This window comes from Spirosoma spitsbergense DSM 19989, assembly GCF_000374085.1.
Classification (GTDB): domain Bacteria; phylum Bacteroidota; class Bacteroidia; order Cytophagales; family Spirosomataceae; genus Spirosoma; species Spirosoma spitsbergense.
This window is the reverse complement of record NZ_KB893570.1, coordinates 53830-70547: the sequence shown is the minus strand read 5'-3', so window position 1 is coordinate 70547 and position 16718 is coordinate 53830. Positions and strand designations below refer to the sequence as shown.

General features: G+C 49.6%; 11 protein-coding genes. 6 read left to right on the top strand and 5 right to left on the bottom strand.

The window, feature by feature from the left end; translation table 11 throughout:
* The first annotated feature begins 4 nt into the window (after positions 1 to 4).
* The 3 genes from purH to gatC all read left to right on the top strand — a co-directional run bounded on the left by purH (position 5) and on the right by gatC (position 2731).
* Positions 5 to 1573 carry a bifunctional phosphoribosylaminoimidazolecarboxamide formyltransferase/IMP cyclohydrolase gene (gene purH, locus B157_RS0123610; RefSeq protein ID WP_026308925.1) on the top strand — a complete coding sequence of 523 codons (1569 nt, stop codon included), beginning with the start codon at positions 5 to 7 and terminating at the stop codon, positions 1571 to 1573.
* A gap of 125 nt (positions 1574 to 1698) precedes the next feature.
* Complete coding sequence (locus tag B157_RS0123605; RefSeq protein WP_026308924.1) at positions 1699 to 2424, top strand: lysophospholipid acyltransferase family protein; 726 nt, start codon at positions 1699 to 1701, stop codon at positions 2422 to 2424.
* Between the two features lie 19 nt (positions 2425 to 2443).
* Entirely contained in the window at positions 2444 to 2731 is a 288-nt protein-coding gene (gene gatC / locus B157_RS0123600; protein WP_020605778.1) for an Asp-tRNA(Asn)/Glu-tRNA(Gln) amidotransferase subunit GatC, read from the top strand.
* A gap of 11 nt (positions 2732 to 2742) precedes the next feature.
* Here gatC and B157_RS0123595 read toward each other — a convergent pair whose 3' ends face one another.
* Positions 2743 to 3135: a DMT family transporter gene (locus tag B157_RS0123595; RefSeq protein ID WP_020605777.1), complete on the bottom strand. Its 393-nt coding sequence runs from the start codon at positions 3133 to 3135 to the stop codon at positions 2743 to 2745.
* Positions 3136 to 3381: 246 nt separating this feature from the next.
* Between B157_RS0123595 and B157_RS0123590 the strand changes: the two genes are divergently transcribed.
* The gene (locus tag B157_RS0123590; protein WP_020605776.1) at positions 3382 to 5220 is read left to right on the top strand and encodes a SulP family inorganic anion transporter; all 1839 of its coding nucleotides are present in this window, start codon (positions 3382 to 3384) and stop codon (positions 5218 to 5220) included.
* Between the two features lie 72 nt (positions 5221 to 5292).
* Here the strand turns inward: B157_RS0123590 and B157_RS0123585 are convergent, their stop codons facing one another.
* From B157_RS0123585 to uvrA, 4 genes are all read right to left on the bottom strand, one after another.
* The gene (locus tag B157_RS0123585) at positions 5293 to 6795 is read right to left on the bottom strand and encodes a DUF1501 domain-containing protein (RefSeq protein WP_020605775.1); all 1503 of its coding nucleotides are present in this window, start codon (positions 6793 to 6795) and stop codon (positions 5293 to 5295) included.
* Between the two features lie 12 nt (positions 6796 to 6807).
* Entirely contained in the window at positions 6808 to 9597 is a 2790-nt protein-coding gene (locus B157_RS0123580; RefSeq protein WP_020605774.1) for a DUF1553 domain-containing protein, read from the bottom strand.
* Between the two features lie 145 nt (positions 9598 to 9742).
* Positions 9743 to 12121 (bottom strand): DUF11 domain-containing protein, encoded by a 2379-nt coding sequence (locus tag B157_RS0123575; RefSeq protein ID WP_020605773.1) that lies wholly within the window; start codon positions 12119 to 12121, stop codon positions 9743 to 9745.
* A gap of 109 nt (positions 12122 to 12230) precedes the next feature.
* On the bottom strand, positions 12231 to 15137 hold the full coding sequence (uvrA, locus tag B157_RS0123570) for an excinuclease ABC subunit UvrA (protein WP_020605772.1): 2907 nt from the start codon (positions 15135 to 15137) through the stop codon (positions 12231 to 12233).
* A 119-nt stretch (positions 15138 to 15256) separates the two neighbouring features.
* Between uvrA and B157_RS0123565 the strand changes: the two genes are divergently transcribed.
* Both B157_RS0123565 and B157_RS0123560 read left to right on the top strand, forming a co-directional pair.
* A complete protein-coding gene (locus B157_RS0123565) occupies positions 15257 to 15886 on the top strand; it encodes an MgtC/SapB family protein (protein ID WP_020605771.1) in 630 nt (209 codons plus the stop codon).
* A 41-nt stretch (positions 15887 to 15927) separates the two neighbouring features.
* A complete protein-coding gene (locus tag B157_RS0123560) occupies positions 15928 to 16560 on the top strand; it encodes a hypothetical protein (protein ID WP_020605770.1) in 633 nt (210 codons plus the stop codon).
* Positions 16561 to 16718 lie beyond the last annotated feature (158 nt).

Genomic DNA, 16718 nt, shown 5'->3' with positions numbered 1-16718 from the left:
TTCCATGTCCCAACTAATCTCCTCCGCATTAATCTCCGTCTTTTATAAAGATGGCCTCGAACCATTAGTCCGGTTATTGCACGAGCAAAGCGTTAAACTCTACTCAACGGGTGGTACGCAGGCATTCATCGAACAACTTGGTATTCCGGTTACGGCCGTAGAAGACCTGACGGGTTATCCCTCTATTTTTGGCGGCCGGGTAAAAACCCTGCACCCCGCCGTTATGGGCGGAATTCTTTATCGGCGCGAACTGCCCGAAGACCTTGCCCAGGCTGAGCGGCACCGCATTCCACCCATTGATTTAGTAATTGTCGATTTATACCCTTTCGAGGAAACCGTAGCATCGGGTGCGTCGGATGAGGATATCATTGAAAAAATCGACATTGGAGGTATTTCCCTAATTCGGGCAGCCGCCAAAAATTACAACGACGTACTAATCGTTTCGTCAAGAAGCCAGTATGCCGGTGTAGTTGACCTTCTTACCGAAAAGAAGGGGACAACCGAACTAAACGACCGTCGGCGTTATGCCGGAGAGGCATTTGCCGTAACGTCGCACTATGATACGGACATACAGGCTTACTTCAGTAAAGCAGAAGCAAAAAGTGAGGAAACACAATTCTCCGGGCCAATTTATGATTTCAAGAGTTTGCCAGCCAACCACCTCCGATACGGTGAGAATCCGCACCAGCAGGCTACGTTCTACGGGAACCTGGATGCTATGTTTACCAAGCTACACGGTAAGGAATTGTCCTATAATAACCTGGTTGATGTGGATGCCTGCGTGAATCTGATTGACGAATTTAAGGAGGGAGATAAAGCCGCGTTTGCCATTATAAAACATACCAATGCCTGTGGTATCGCTACGGCCCCAACGGCTAAAGAAGCGTACCTGAGTGCACTCTCCTGCGACCCGGTTTCGGCTTTTGGTGGTGTTGTTATCACTAACAAGCCGGTAGATCTGGCAACGGCCGAAGAGCTGAACAAGCTGTTCATGGAAATCCTGATTGCCCCGGATTATGAACCAGCCGCGCTGGAACTGCTACGGTCGAAAAAGAATCGGATTCTGTTGAAAAGGAACGCCATCGAGTTACCAGCCGTGATGTTTAAAACCATTTTGAACGGTGTGCTGGAACAGGATAAGGATAACGAAACCGAAGGCGTTGATCGGTTCAAAACCGTTACCGAAAAAACACCGACAGCTAGTGAAAACCGGGCTTTGGCCTTTGCGCTGAAAGTATGCAAACACACTAAGTCTAACACGATTGTGCTGGCCAAAGAGGCTGGTGAGGGATATTGGCAGCTACTGGCTAGTGGGGTAGGACAAACCTCGCGGGTCGATGCGCTCCGGCAGGCAATCGAAAAAGCCCACTCATTCGGGTTCGATTTGACCGGATCCGTGATGGCATCCGATGCGTTCTTCCCCTTTCCCGATTGTGTTGAAATTGCCGGAAATGCGGGTATCACGGCCGTTATTCAGCCGGGCGGGTCTATTCGGGATAAAGATTCTATCGACTATTGTAATGAGCATGGTCTGGCAATGGTAACGACGGGCATCCGGCATTTTAAACATTAATCCTGACCGGTATTTTATCAGAATTTAAACGATTTCCAGGACAAAAGTATAGGCGTAAGCAAATCCCGATAAATCGTTTAGATCGTGGTAAACCCTGTTGGGCCGCCGTAGCGATTTAGACAGTTATGCTTTATACGATTTGGTGCACTGTTTGTTTTATCGTCCTGTACATACTACTGTTTCCCATCCAGTTCGTTTTTTTGCAGCGGGATAGCTGGAAGCCGATAGCGCACGGAATCAATCGCATCTGGGGAAAACTATTCTTTATTTGCGCAGGAATGCCTGTTCGGATAGAGCACCGGTTTCGACCTGACCCGAAAGGGGTTTATGTTTTTTGTGCAAATCACTTTTCGTATCTGGATATTGCCGCTATGGGTGTTGTTGTGGATAACTACTACGCCTTTATCGGGAAAAGTGAGGTAAAGCGTATTCCGTTGCTGGGGTATATGTTTACCAAATTGCACGTTCAGGTAGACCGCAATCAGTCAAACAGCCGGGCTTACTCGCTGGCCAAATCCATACGCACCCTGGCATCGGGCCGGAGTATCATGATTTTTCCGGAGGGGGGAATCCAGGCAACCAACCCACCGCAAATGACTCCGTTTAAAGATGGAGCCTTTACGATGGCTATTCAGCAGCAGGTGCCGATTGTGCCCATCACGCTGCTGGATAATTACCGGATACTGCCCGACAAAAGCCCGGTTAGGTTTCACTGGCACTCGTTGCGGGCGGTTATTCATCCACCTATCGAAACGGTGGGCATGACGCAGGCTAACCTGGATAACCTGAAACAGGAAACGTATAGAGTGATTGACAATGAATTGAAGGGCGAAAAGAAAATAACAGCCTGACCCTATTCCTCTCTGAACCATGCAAGTAGACAAGGAAGCATTACACAAAATAGCTCATCTGGCCCGGCTGGAAGTTCGGCCCGAGGAAGAAGCTGACCTGTTGAACAGCCTGAACGAAGTGCTCAACTGGATGGAGCATCTTAACGAAGTAGATACAATGGGCGTTGAACCACTGACCCACATTTCCGGCGAGACAAACGTGCTCCGGGAGGATGAGGTCAAAAATCAACTACCCCGTGAGCAGGCACTGGCTAACGCTCCTCAGCACGATGGTCAGTTTTTTGAAGTGCCCAAAGTGATGGACTAAAGAGGGTTGTTCTATTCCGCTGGCCCGGACAGTTTCAGGCCAACGATACTGATGGTAATGAGCAAAATGAAAAAAAGCTCACTCCACGACCAGCTTAGTTTCAGCCACATTACATCCGCAGCTTTCAGGAAAATCAGCGTGAGAGCCATCCATACCGTAAAGGCGGTTGTCGTTGGAATGGTACGCATGGCTGCTGCCAGTAGCACCGTGTTGACAATGCCAAAAACCACGTACCCTGCCCAGGGAAGTAAAGCTGGCAGGCCAACATCCAGCTGGTAAAACGTGCTCCAGCGCAATGCTTTCAGCGTTTCCCACTGGATGTATTTGATTGAGTAGGCCCAGCCCGTCTGCGATACAGCCGCTCCGATTAGGTATAACCACGAAAGTATAGTCTGAGGTACCATAGCAGGTAGAATTAATCTATTGATGCAAAGGAAATGATTCCAGATATAACACTGTGAATCGGTAGCTTCAGAAAGGCATTATCAAATTGTGTTGATTCATTATCCCGGCCTAAATTTCTGTTTCAGCACATCCTTTTGTATTATTTTTAATGGATACTGCACTTTTCGGGTTTAGTTAATGAGGGATGTATTTCACTTCCAATTAGAGAGCACCTTCTGTCTTTCATTAACTAAACTCCGACTTTGATGGCTAAGTTGTTCGATTTTACCCACGTAAAGGGCGATTTTTTCGGTGGCATTACGGCTGGGATTGTGGCCTTGCCACTTGCTCTTGCATTTGGGGTAAGCTCAGGGCTCGGGCCTAGCGCCGGTCTGTACGGGGCCATTTTCATCTGCTTTTTTGCAGCCTTGCTTGGTGGTACAAATACCCAGGTATCTGGTCCGACAGCCCCGATGACGGCTATTAGTATGGTTGTTATTACCAACATTATAGCGGTCAATGAAGGCGATGTGTCCAGAGCATTACCACTCATAATGAGCGTTTTCCTGTTATCGGGCCTTATTCAGGTAGTACTGGGGAGCGTGGGTATGGGTCAATATATCAAATATATACCCTACCCTGTAGTATCGGGGTTTATGACAGCCATCGGCGTAATTATCATCATTACTCAGATTATTCCCTCATTGGGCTATTATCCAAAAGAAGATATTGCCTTTGTCAGTCAGTTCAAGCCCAGGGCAGAGGAGGTTATTGTGGATGATATTCTGAAAGAGGAAGCTGGAGAAAACATAAACGTAATTGAGGATTTCAGGGAAACGATACGCAAAGCCAGGTTGGTAACACCGGAACAGATACGGCAGGAGTCCCAATCATTGGCGGCCAAAGAAAGCAGTGGCGTTGTTGGTGCCATAAAAATGATACCCCGTGCTATCGAAAACATTAATTGGCTGGAGGTTATGCTGGCTGCGGGCACTATTCTCATCATATACGGTTTCAAACGAATAACTACCAGGGTGCCGAGTACGCTGGTAGCTCTCCTGGTCATGTCTGGTATCGCGTATGGATTTGGGTTGCCTTATAAACCCATTGAAGCCATTCCCTCGGGCTTACCGCAACCGGTATTCGAAATTTTTACCGGATTTAGTTTTACTGCGCTAAGTCCCTATGTTTTTACGGCTCTTTCGCTGGCCCTGCTGGGTAGTATTGATTCCCTGCTTACCTCCGTAGTAGCCGACAACATGACCAAAACCCGGCACAACCCTAACCGCGAACTGGTGGGGCAGGGTATTGGTAATAGTATAGCCGCTATTTTTGGCGGTTTGCCGGGGGCCGGTGCTACCATCCGTACAGTGGTCAATATCAACTCAGGCGGAAAAACCCGGCTGTCGGGTATGCTGTCGGCAGTTTTGGTGCTGATGATTCTATTGGTTCTGGGCCCGGTAGCCTCAAAGATTCCTGCGGCTGTGCTATCCGGTATCTTAATGACGGTAGGTATTGGGGTTATGGACTACCGGGGATTGCGGGCTATTCCGTATATGCCAAAGAGCGAGGTTATCATTATGCTGGTTGTACTGATTCTATCGACGTTCTGGAATTTGGTATATGCCGTCGGTATTGGCCTTGTAATAGCTTCGCTGATGTTCATGAAAAAGATTGGCGACCTTACCTCAAAAGATTCCGATGTTATTCCACTAGCTGACGAAACCTGGACCGATGAGTCTGACTTTCCGGAAGAACTGAAAGGAGAAGTATTTGTCAAGCAGATCAAGGGCCCGCTTTTTTTTGGTTTCACCTCCGATTTTCAGCAGCTAGCCAAACAGATTCCTACTACGGCAGGCAGTATTATCATTCAGATGAGCCAAGTACCCTACATGGACCAATCGGGTTTGTACGCTATGGAAGAAGTGCTGACCGGTTTAGTAAACAGCGACAAAGTCGTTCTGATTGTAGGAATACAGCAACAGCCTAAGCTAATGCTTGAAAAGGTAAACCTGATTCCAAATCTGATACCCAAAGAACACGTTTTCGAAAGTTTTCGGGCGTGTTTGGTATGGATTAAGGAAAATGTTCAGCATAACGCTTAGAAGCTTGTTTGGGTTGATTTCTTTAACCACAGCACCCGTCTTCTGGTCACAATCGCTAACTCAAACAGCTTATTAGGCCAGAATAGGCTTGACAATCTTGCCGGCGACATCAGTCAACCGGAAAGGGCGACCCTGAAACTGGTAGGTCAGTTTGGTGTGGTCAAAGCCAAGTAAATGTAATATGGTAGCCTGAAGGTCATGAATATGCACTTTGTCTTTTACGCCGTAGTAGCCAATATCATCGGTTTCTCCGAACGAAAAGCCTTTTTTTACGCCACCACCCGCCATCCAGACGGTGAATGCTTCGAGATGATGGTCGCGGCCCATAAAAGGCAATACCTGCCCATCCCGATTTTCCTGCATGGGTGTCCGGCCAAACTCACCACCCCAAACAACCAGGGTATCATCCAGCAATCCACGCTGCTTAAGGTCCTTCAGTAACGCGGCAACGGCCTGATCGGATTGATGGCATTTTTCTTTCAGCCCAACATCAATAGAACCATCGGCACTGGTGCCGTGGGTATCCCAGCCCCAGTCGAAAAGTTGCACGAAGCGCACACCGCGTTCCACCAGCCGACGGGCCAGCAGGCAGTTTCGGGCAAACGATCCTTTATTTGGGTCAACACCGTAGCTGTCCAAAATATACTGGGGCTCGTTTTTAATGGCCATCGCATCCGGCACCGACATCTGCATTCGAAAAGCCAACTCGTACTGGGCAATACGGGTCAGAATTTCGGGGTCTTTCACATCATCATACTGTTGCTGATTAATCTCACTGATCGCGTCGATGGTTTGCTTTCGAATGTCGCGGTTCATACCCGACGGATCTGATGCGAAAAGGACAGGATCACCATCGGTGCGGCATTGAACGCCCTGATAGACAGTTGGCAAAAATCCACTACCCCAGACCGACTTTCCCGCATCAGGCTGCTTTCCTCCTGATGCCAGGACAATGTAACCCGGTAGATTATCATTCTCGGTTCCTAATCCATACGTCACCCATGAGCCCATACTGGGGCGGCCGAGCCGGGCACTGCCCGTGTGCATCAGCAACTGCGCCGGGGCGTGGTTGAACTGGTCAGTGTGCATGGCTTTTAGAAAGGTGATATCATCGACTACACCCTGCAAGTGGGGTAGATAGTCGGATACCCATGCCCCTGAATGGCCATGTTGGGCGAACTTGCCCTGTGGCCCCAGCATTTTGGGGACCCCCCGGATAAACGCAAACTTTTTACCCGTTAGTAGTTCCTGCGGGCAGTCTTTCCCGTTATACTTAGCCAGTTCCGGTTTGTAATCAAACAACTCCAATTGACTCGGCGAACCGGCCATGTGAATGTAAATGACACGTTGGGCCTTAGGTAGATAGGCCGATGGGTGCGGGGCCGTTGGTTCATCGGATTGAATCGCAGAACCCACGGTGTTAGGTTGCCGATCGTTGTTAGTCAGGAAGTTACAACTCTGCAATAGAGAACCAAAGGCCATTGCGCCCAGTCCTGTTGAGCAGGTGTGCAGAAAATGCCGCCGGGTTTCGCGCTCGGCAGCGGCTTGCTGTAGTTCTTGCAGGAGTTTATTCATAGCGTTTACGTTCTATTCCTTCGTCAGCACTTCATCCAAATTCAGCAGGGTATTAGCCGTAACGGTCAGGGCTGCTAACTGGGGCGAAACCTTCGTACAGTCAAATCCGGGTCTGTCCAGTAGGGCTTCGGCTTCTCCCGGCTTTTTTCGGTAATACTGCTCCGTTGTCCGATAAAGCCGAACCAGAACCGCCAGTTTTTTCGAGGGAAGGTTGCGCAGCATAATCTGCTGGAAACCGGCCTGAATTTGTCCCTCCGGCGACTTACCATGATTGCTCATGTAGTCGGCCAAATGCTGGGCTGCTTCTACATAAACCGGGTCGTTAAGCGTTACTAATGCCTGCAACGGGGTATTGGTGCGTAACCGGCGAAGCTGACAAAACTCCCGGCTGGGACTATCGAATGTTACCATTGACGGGTAAGGAGCCGTTCGTTTCCAGTATGTGTACAGAGCGCGCCGGTGGCGGTCTTCACCCGTGCTCTGCTTCCATTTTTCGCCATCATAGGGTGATTGCCAGATACCATCCGGCTGACTGGGCATCACGCTGGGACCATACATTTTCTGACTCAATAACTTACTCACCGCTAGGGCCTGGTCATGCACCACTTCGGCTGATAAACGAACGCGTGGCCCGCGCGCCAACAGCCTGTTATAAGGGTCTTTGGCTAATAATTCGGGTGATGCACTGGATTGCTGCCGATACGTAGCCGACATAACTATTTTTTTCAGGAGTTTTTTCATACTCCATCGGTCGGTTTCCATGAACTCAACGGCTAAATAGTCAAGCAGTTCTCGGTGGGTAGGTGGGATACCCTGCGTACCCATATCCTCTATTGTTTCAACAATACCCGTCCCGAATAACTGTTCCCAGAAGCGGTTCACGGCAACACGCGCTGAAAGCGGATTACTCCGGTTCACCAGCCAGCGAGCCATCCCAAGCCGGTTTCTAGGTAAGTCGGGAGACATAGCCGGAAACGATTTCGGCACATCAGGCGAAACTTTTTTGCCCTTCACCATCCAGTTTCCCCGTTCAAAAACGTGTGTTTCGCGGGCTAAATCGCCTGTACCATCCAGCATGATGGGTGTTTGTGCTGCATCGGCGTTCAGAATGTCCAGTAGAAGCTGATCTTTCTTCCCCAATGCATCCATCGGCTGTCCGGGTAACACGGGCTGGAAGGATACCCACTTTATCTGAACCCAATCTTTAGGCGATGTTGGGCTGTTCAGTGACAAATAGAGGTTATGCTTTCCCCGAACGTCCGGTAACGGAATCATTTGGATTGTGTCATTTCCCTGGCTACCGGTGTTAGGTACTGGCACACGCGCTAAAACGGGGCCATCGAGTTTGTCCTGCCGAATAGTGACGGTAGCGTCGGTGGCTTTTGTTCCCCAGGCTATCAATAGCCGGGGGCGCCCGGTCAGGGTTACATTTTTAATCCGGGTTGACCCCTTATCCTGAAAACCAAAGTATTTGGCATCCAGCAATGAGGCATTAACCAGTTGATCGAAATCGTGGGAGTTAATTTTAGGTTCTACCGTTCGGACGAGTTTTGTAACCTGATTCAGCGTTTGTTGCGCCTGTTTGGGTTTGGCAACGGTCGTTTTGATGAATTGCTGGAGTGAAACTACTTTGAGCGAATCGTCAGGTTTGTAGAAGCGGAGTGTGGGGGTATCACTCGTTACGTCTTCGTCGCGTGCGTTATTGAAAAACGCCATAAACTTATAATACTCATCATGGGTGAAAGGGTCGTAGGGATGACTATGACACTGAATGCAGGCGAAGGTTGTTCCCTGCCACACATCCCAGGTCGTATTGACCCGGTCAATAACAGCCGCCACCCGAAACTCTTCATCCTGCGTACCTCCCTCATCGTTGTTCATCGTGTTCCGATGAAAACCGGTTGCCACGAACTGGTCGTCGGTAGGGGCGGGTAATAAATCACCTGCTAGTTGCTCCACCGTAAACTTGTTGAAGGGCTTGTCGTCATTAAATGCCTTAATCAGCCAGTCACGGTATCGCCATATTTTGCGACCGGGGTCGCGTTCGTAGCCTTTGGTGTCGGCATAACGGGCTAAATCGAGCCACATTCCAGACCAGCGTTCGCCATAAGCCGGGGATTTGAGTAATCGGTCAATTACTTTTTCGTATGCGTCGGGTGAGGTATCACTGATAAAATCAGCGGCTTCTTTTTCCGTGGGGGGAAGTCCGGTCAAATCGAGGGATACCCGCCTAATTAAAATAGCCCGGTCGGCTTCAGGCGAGGGAGTTAAGCCTTCCTGCTCTAGTTTGTCGAGGATAAAATGGTCGATTTCATTAGTAGCCCACCTGTCTTTATCATGCCCCGGAATAAAGGCTGTCAATCGGTTCCAGAAGCTGCCCGTAGTGGGAACATCGGGCCTTTCGACAGGTTGGTATGCCCAATGGTCGCCCCATTTGGCACCCTGATCAATCCATCGGCGGAGTAAATCGATTTCATCGGGTTTCAGGGCCGGATGGTCGAGAGGCATCCGTTCGTTGGGGTCTGTCAGGGTCAACCGACGAATCATTTCGCTGGCATCGGCATCACCGGGCACAATGGCCAGTTTCCCTGATTTGGCAGGTGCCAGTGCTTCCTGTTTGAAGAGCAGGGAAAAGCCAGCCGCTTTTTTTACCCCGCCATGGCAGGTAATACAATTCTTGTTCAGCAACGGCTTTACTTGGGTATTGTAGTCCACCCGCTTCTCGAAAATGCCGAGAAACGATGACAGGAGTAAAGCAACGCCAACTCCTGCTACCCCAATAAAAAGCCACTGCGTTTTCATGCGATTTATACGACAATTACCTCTTAGTCCTAAAAGCAGGATAACGAAGTTTTGTACTAAGAAAAGCAATGATTGTTATAAAATCAACGATCCTGCCAGTATAAATAGTTTATACTGGCAGGATCGTACAGAACGTATAGGGCCGTTACTGTGCCCTCAAATCAACCAGTGCGGTATCATCTTCTCCGTTAGTTGTACCATTATTAGGCGTAGAGTCCGGGTCGGGTTCATTAACGGCAGTTACCTGAGCACTACAGGTACTATAGCCCGCTGCGGTAATGGTAGCCCGGAACCGAACTGAAATGCTACTGCCAGCCGCCAGACTACTTACCCCACTCACCGGGTTACCACCCGACAGGCCGAAATCATCCCCCGATACAAACGTTTGGCCACTAGGCAGATAAGCCGTTACGAATAGACCCGTTGCGGACAAACCACCCTGGTTTTTTATCGTAAGCGTGTACGTGACTACATCGTTTATTTTCGGCGTTCGGGTATCGACGGCCAAACTTATGCTGACATCCGCTTTGTTAGGGTCAGGTGCGGGCTGGTTACTGGCCACGGCGGGTAGTGGTACCTGATTTGGGTTAGGCGATACAAACAGTGAATTACTGCTCTGACGGGTCCGGAAATCGACTTGGGCGGCATCATCCTGTCCATCACCTGTGCCGGAGTTGGGCTGGCTGTCACTATCCGTATTCGTTTCCTGAGCCACCTCAGCTGCGTTCTGATAGATACCAGCTGCCGTTGGCTGCGCTATGAAATTAAGAACCTTCACTTCACCAACATTAACAGTAAGGGCAGAACTGGTCAGTACACCTTCATTGGCGGAAAAGTCGGACGAGGAAATAAAGGCCAGGTTAGGAGGGAGCCGGTTTCTGACAACTACCCCCGTGGCCTGACCAATGCCATCATTCCGAACGGAAATGCTAACGGTAACGGGTGTGTTGATATCCGGAATTCGCTGGTCGATATCCATTCCTAGACTGACATCGGCCTGGTTGGTTAGCTGAAATAAGTTAGACGGTACGGCGGGTAGTGCGGGTGATGAGGCCACTACCCGAATCTGGAAGCGGCCACTTTGCAGGTTTCCGGGTAATGTAACCTGAATGGGGCTGGTGGCTCCACTACCCAGAACACTCAGGTATTGCCCCAGTGAGTCAAGTAACTGCACCTGCCACTGATTATCCCCATTGAATGAGCCAACTGAAGCAAAAGACACAGCAAGGGTAGAACCGGGTAATACGTAGTTAGCCAGATTTCCCGTCACGGCAAACTGCGTAGGAGTAATCGGCTGGGCATTCTGAAAAAAAGCATTGTCCAGGCTGTTATTCCAGGTACGGGCTAACGTAGACAGGCCCATATCCGGTGGAATGGTATTGTTATTCAGGTAATATTGCGGATTCGGAGAGGGACGGCTGCTATTACGGAAGTGTACGTCATTTGAACCTGCATTACGAAGCGTGAAGCCATCGTTGTTGGGTCCCGGAAAAACGTTTAAACCCGGCGTATTGATTACCTGGTTCTGTTTGTCAATAACAGCCTGACGGGTTACACTGCCGTCGAAAGAGGCTCTGGCTACCATCCAGGGCAGATTTCGTCCGCCAAAATCCTGCCGCGATTTTTGGATAACGTTCGTTAGCTGGTCTGCATAGAGAGGAATGCTACCGGAATTGGCATCCCCGTACTCGGCCTCACCCTGTTGCCACAGAACGGACCGAACGCCGGCTACAGACAGGTAATACTGCATTACGTTTTTAAGATTGGTATACGGTTGTAGATTGGGCCAGTCCCCGGCCGTGCAGTTATAGCGGTTACAGGTGGGTTGGCCGTTGGCCGTCTTAAACCAATTTTCTATGGTGGACCCGTCCCAACCCGTTACGTAGAAAGCAACGGGGACATTATAACGGGTAACGATGTAGTCGCCTAACTCCCCCCACGCCCACGAACTTTCGGCCATGGGAAACACGCGTTTGGCTGCGGTTAACGCTTTAAATCTAGGCACGGGTGAAGGATCGCCAGAGGAAACGAGCGGGCTGTTTCCCGGAGGGTAATAATGATTGATGGAATCTATTGCGCTCACCCGGTCGGTGTTGGTTCCCAGGTCGTTATCGCCAATACCCAGGCCCCGTGAGTTCGACTGTCCGGCAGTGACGAATACTTCGCCAATGCCCACTGGCTGAACAGAGGTTTGCTCCACCACCGTATTGTTCAGCATCGTACGGACTGTTAGTACGTACCAGCCCCCAACGCCGGTAATAGCCCCCAGGAAAATGTTATTGGCTGGATTGACCTGCACTGGTTGCCAACCCGTGGCTGTTCCCTGACCCGCTGCAACCGGTGTCAGTTGCGCTTCCACCCGGTCTGCCAAACCTGTAAACCGGCCAGATATATACAGCTGTCCATTTCCGTTGGCACCGCGCTGCACCACAAAGCGTGTTCCCGGATGCGAAATCTGGAGCTGGGCAACGGTTATAACCGGCCAGCAAAGTAGAAGAAGAACCCACTTAACGGAGGTGGACATGAAACAGCATAATACGTTGATTCAGGCAAAAATACGCGAGAAGTTGATTGGCAGCATGAAGGAACATTCATTCTCATGTCCTTTATTGTTTTAACGGTCCTTCCAGACGCTATACCTTTCCCTTCAGGTACTCCGCCGTATAATTGCCATCGCTTAGTTTGACCATTTCTTCCGGTGTTCCTGTGAACGTAACGTATCCTCCCGTTTCGCCACCCTCGGGGCCGAGGTCGATGATATGGTCGGCGTTTTTAATAACCTCCATATTGTGTTCGATAATAATGACCGAATCCCCCTGATCAACCAGCGCGTTGATGGCGGAGAGGAGTTTACGAATGTCGTGGAAGTGCAGTCCCGTGGTCGGTTCATCGAAAATAAACAGGGTACCACCTTTGTTTGGATTCCCCTTTCCCAGAAACGAAGCCAGTTTTACCCGTTGGGCTTCCCCACCAGAAAGGGTGTTTGCCGATTGTCCCAAACCAATGTAACCTAGTCCTACATCCTGCAAAGGCTGTAGTTTGTCGGCCATTTTTGGCTCTACCGGGCGGAAGAACGTAATGGCTTCATCAACGGTCATATCCAGAATATCCGCCACGTTTTTATCGTGCAGTGTTACCTCCAGTACTTCCTGTTTGAACCGTTTACCGCCACAACCCTCACACTTAAGGTAAATGTCGGCCATAAACTGCATTTCAATTTTTACTTCGCCTTCGCCCTGGCATACTTCACAGCGTCCACCATCTACGTTGAACGAGAAATGACTCGGCTTGTACCCCCTCGATTTCGATACAGGCTGGTCGGCCATGACCTGACGCAGGTGGTCGTAGGCTTTTATATACGTAACCGGGTTTGAGCGACTTGATTTACCGATGGGGTTCTGGTCAATCATTTCAATGGCCGAAATCCGGTTGAGCGAACCCTCCAGTGAGTTATATTTCCCCGCTTCTTCGGCCGCTTCCCCCCGATTCCGCATCAGAGCCGGGTAGAGAACCTTCCGAATAAGCGTACTCTTGCCCGAACCCGAAACGCCCGTCACCACGGTCAGGGTATTGAGCGGAAACCGGACATCAACGTCTTTTAGATTATTTTCCCGTGCCCCTCTCAATTCGATAAAATTGCTGGACTTACGGCGGAAAGTCGGTACCGGTACCGTTTCCCGGCCCGTCAAAAAGTCGATCGTGTGCGATGGATAGGGGCTTTGAGGAATTGATATGGGTTCGCCTTCCATCCGTTCAATATCAGACCAGGTACCCTGAAATACAAGATGGCCACCCAATGAACCGGCGTCCGGACCAATGTCAATAAGCTGGTCGGCAGAGCGCATGACCTCTTCTTCGTGTTCAACGACAATGACGGTATTGCCCATGTCGCGCAGCGATTCCAGGACACTCACCAACCGTTTGGTATCACGGGGGTGCAGACCAATACTGGGTTCGTCCAGAATATACATGGAGCCGACCAGGGCTGAGCCGAGCGATGTAGCCAGCTTAATACGCTGATATTCACCACCAGATAGTGAGTTTGTGAGTCGGTTGAGGGTTAGATAACCAAGCCCTACCCGCTCCATATAATCCAGACGATTCCGAATTTCAATCAATATACGGTTGGCAACCTGTTGCAGTTGAACGGGCAGTTCCAGACCCTGAAAGAAAGCGGTAACCTGAGTGAGCGGTAACAGAACCAGGTCGGTAATAGACTTGCCCCCTACTTTCACGTAGCCTGCATCTTTGCGAAGCCTCGACCCCCGGCACTCAGGACAGGTCGTTTTGCCCCGGTAGCGGGAGAGCATCACCCGATATTGTACCTTGAACGTCTGACTTTCGACGAAGTTGAAGAATGAATCCAACCCGTCGAAGTATTTATTCCCGGTCCAGAGTAAGTCCCGTTCGGCATTGGTCAGGTCCTTATAAGGACGATGAATGGGGAAATCGAACCGAATGCCGTTTTTGAGCAGCGGCTTCAGGAACTCTTCACTCATTTTCTCACTGCGCCAGGGAGCAATAGCACCCTCAAAAACGGATAGATTTTTATCCGGAACAACCAGATCCGGATCGATACCCAGCACTTTGCCAAACCCATCGCACCGACGGCAGGCCCCGTAGGGGTTATTGAAGGTGAACAGGTTGACACTAGGTTCTTCAAAAACGATTCCATCCATTTCGAACCGGTCCGAAAAAATCCGGGACTCTCTGCCCACAATGTCGACCCGACAGGAGCCTTCACCTTCGCTGAAGGCCGTTTGCACGGAGTCAGAAAAGCGATATTGGTTATCCTCGTCCGGCTGATTATTTTCGTCGTACAGCACCGTACCCCGGTCAACGAGGATTTCCAGCGAATTTGGCGCATCGGCGTTAACACCTTCTACGTCAATCCGGGCACCGTTCTCCAGTACATCTTCAATTTGAAGCACCTGCCCACCCGCTACAATCCGCGTATAGCCTTTCTGAATCAGTATATTCAGTTCATAAGCCAGGGTTCGCCCTTCCCGAACGTGGAGCGGAGCCATAATCATGACCCGCTGTCCGGCTTCAAACCCATACATGAAGTTGACAACATCCGTAACTGTATCCTTACGCACTTCGTGGCCCGAAATGGGAGAGTAGGTGATACCTACCCGGCCAAAAAGCAATTTCAGGTAGTCATATATCTCCGTGGAGGTACCAACCGTTGAGCGTGGATTACGGGTTGAGACTTTCTGCTCGATGGCAATGGCGGGCGATACGCCTTTGATGTATTCAACCTCAGGTTTTTCCATACGCCCCAGGAACTGCCGGGCGTAGCTACTCAGACTTTCGACATACATACGCTGTCCTTCGGCAAACAGGGTATCGAATGCCAGCGATGATTTGCCGGAACCTGATAGGCCCGTCAGCACAACTAGTTTGTTACGGGGGATAGCAACGTCAATTCCTTTAAGATTATGTACTTTCGCCCCTTTAATGATGATAAACTGCTTGGGGTCTAGATTGTCAACAGAAGGTATTGTACCGGCTGGGCCGGTTTCCGTGGTCTGAATCATTCGTTGGTAATGAGGGTAAACTCTATCTTGATTTTAACGGTTTATTTCGGGATATGGTTTCTAAAGAATGATAAGGTTTTAAGGCCGATTCCGTCATCGGCTACACGTACTTTATAGCTATGGTATTTGCAGAGGAAGATATTATTCGATTGAGTGCCGCCTTACTAATAGGTGGGCTAATTGGAGCCGAACGTGAATACCATGGCAAGGCGGCTGGTTTGCGCACCATGATTATGATTTGCGTAGGATCAGCTCTGTTCACTATGCTGTCCAGCCGCATTGGCGGGTCTGGCGACCGTATTGCTGCTAACATTGTCAATGGTATCGGTTTTCTGGGGGCGGGTATCATCTTTCGTGAAGATAATCGGGTAAAAGGTCTGACAACGGCCGCAACGGTTTGGGTCGTATCTGCGTTAGGTATGTGTATAGGCGCTGGTCAGTATGAGGTTGCCATCATAGGGTTTGTATTTGTGCTGGGTTCGCTGCTACTATTGGTCAAATTCGACGGTTGGATTCAGAAGTTGAATCAGTCAAGAGATTATAGAATCGTGACTGCCTTTCATAATAAGACGTTGAAACGGTACGAAGATTTCTTTGAAGAATGTGGCTTATCGCCGACCCGTAGCCAGCAGCAGCGAATTGGTATGGAAATCATCGGGCACTGGCGCGTTAACGGGGCGAAGAAAAACCATGAAAAATGTATAAAACGTCTGTTGAATGACCCCGAAGTAAAAGAATTTACGTTTTAATTTCGTTAAGGAGTATACGTTAATTTTCTGTAAAAAATACCATGAATTATATTCGAAAGGTACTGTTTATCACGGCTTTGTTGAGCAGTAGTCTGGCGTTCGGACAACTAACCGAAGACCCAGAAGATCGCCGGGACCAAGGCCATGACCCTTTGAAAACACAAACGCCTGAAGGGCGTCCTTTACCATTTGGCCAGCGGCTTCGTTTTGGCGGTGGTATCAATGGATTTCGTTTCGGTAACCCATTCAGCCTGGGTGTTTCGCCCGTTATTGCTTATCAAGCCACTGAGCGGATGATTATTGGCATTGGTGGAAGCTACACCTATACGCGCTATAAATCGTATACTAACACGGGAACCACTGTTCCTTACCTGACGTACAATCAGTACGGTGGTCGTGGTTTTTTAATGTATGAATTCATTCCATCCATACTGCCCAATCTGTATCTGCATGGCGAACTGGAAAGTACTACGGTTCAACTGACGGAAAACCAGACAGGCCGCACGACGAGTGATGCGCTGACATCTCCTTTGGTCGGTGTAACATACTCACAACCTATTTCGCGTCGATTCGGGGTTAATTTGACCGCGCTGTATAATCTTAATTACAATGATAATAACCTGGCTCGCACTATTTACGGCAGTCCGTTTGTTCTTCGGTTATCTTTCTTTTAAGGAAGTTTAAATAAGAAAAAACAGGTGAAACCAGGGTCCGGGCAGAACATCATTGTTCTGCCCGGACCCTTTTTGTTGGATAGTGGCAAAGGGACTATACGCACAAATCCATTCTGTTTTCGGGAAACTCTCCCCCTTCCCTTTTCGTTGTTGTTTAG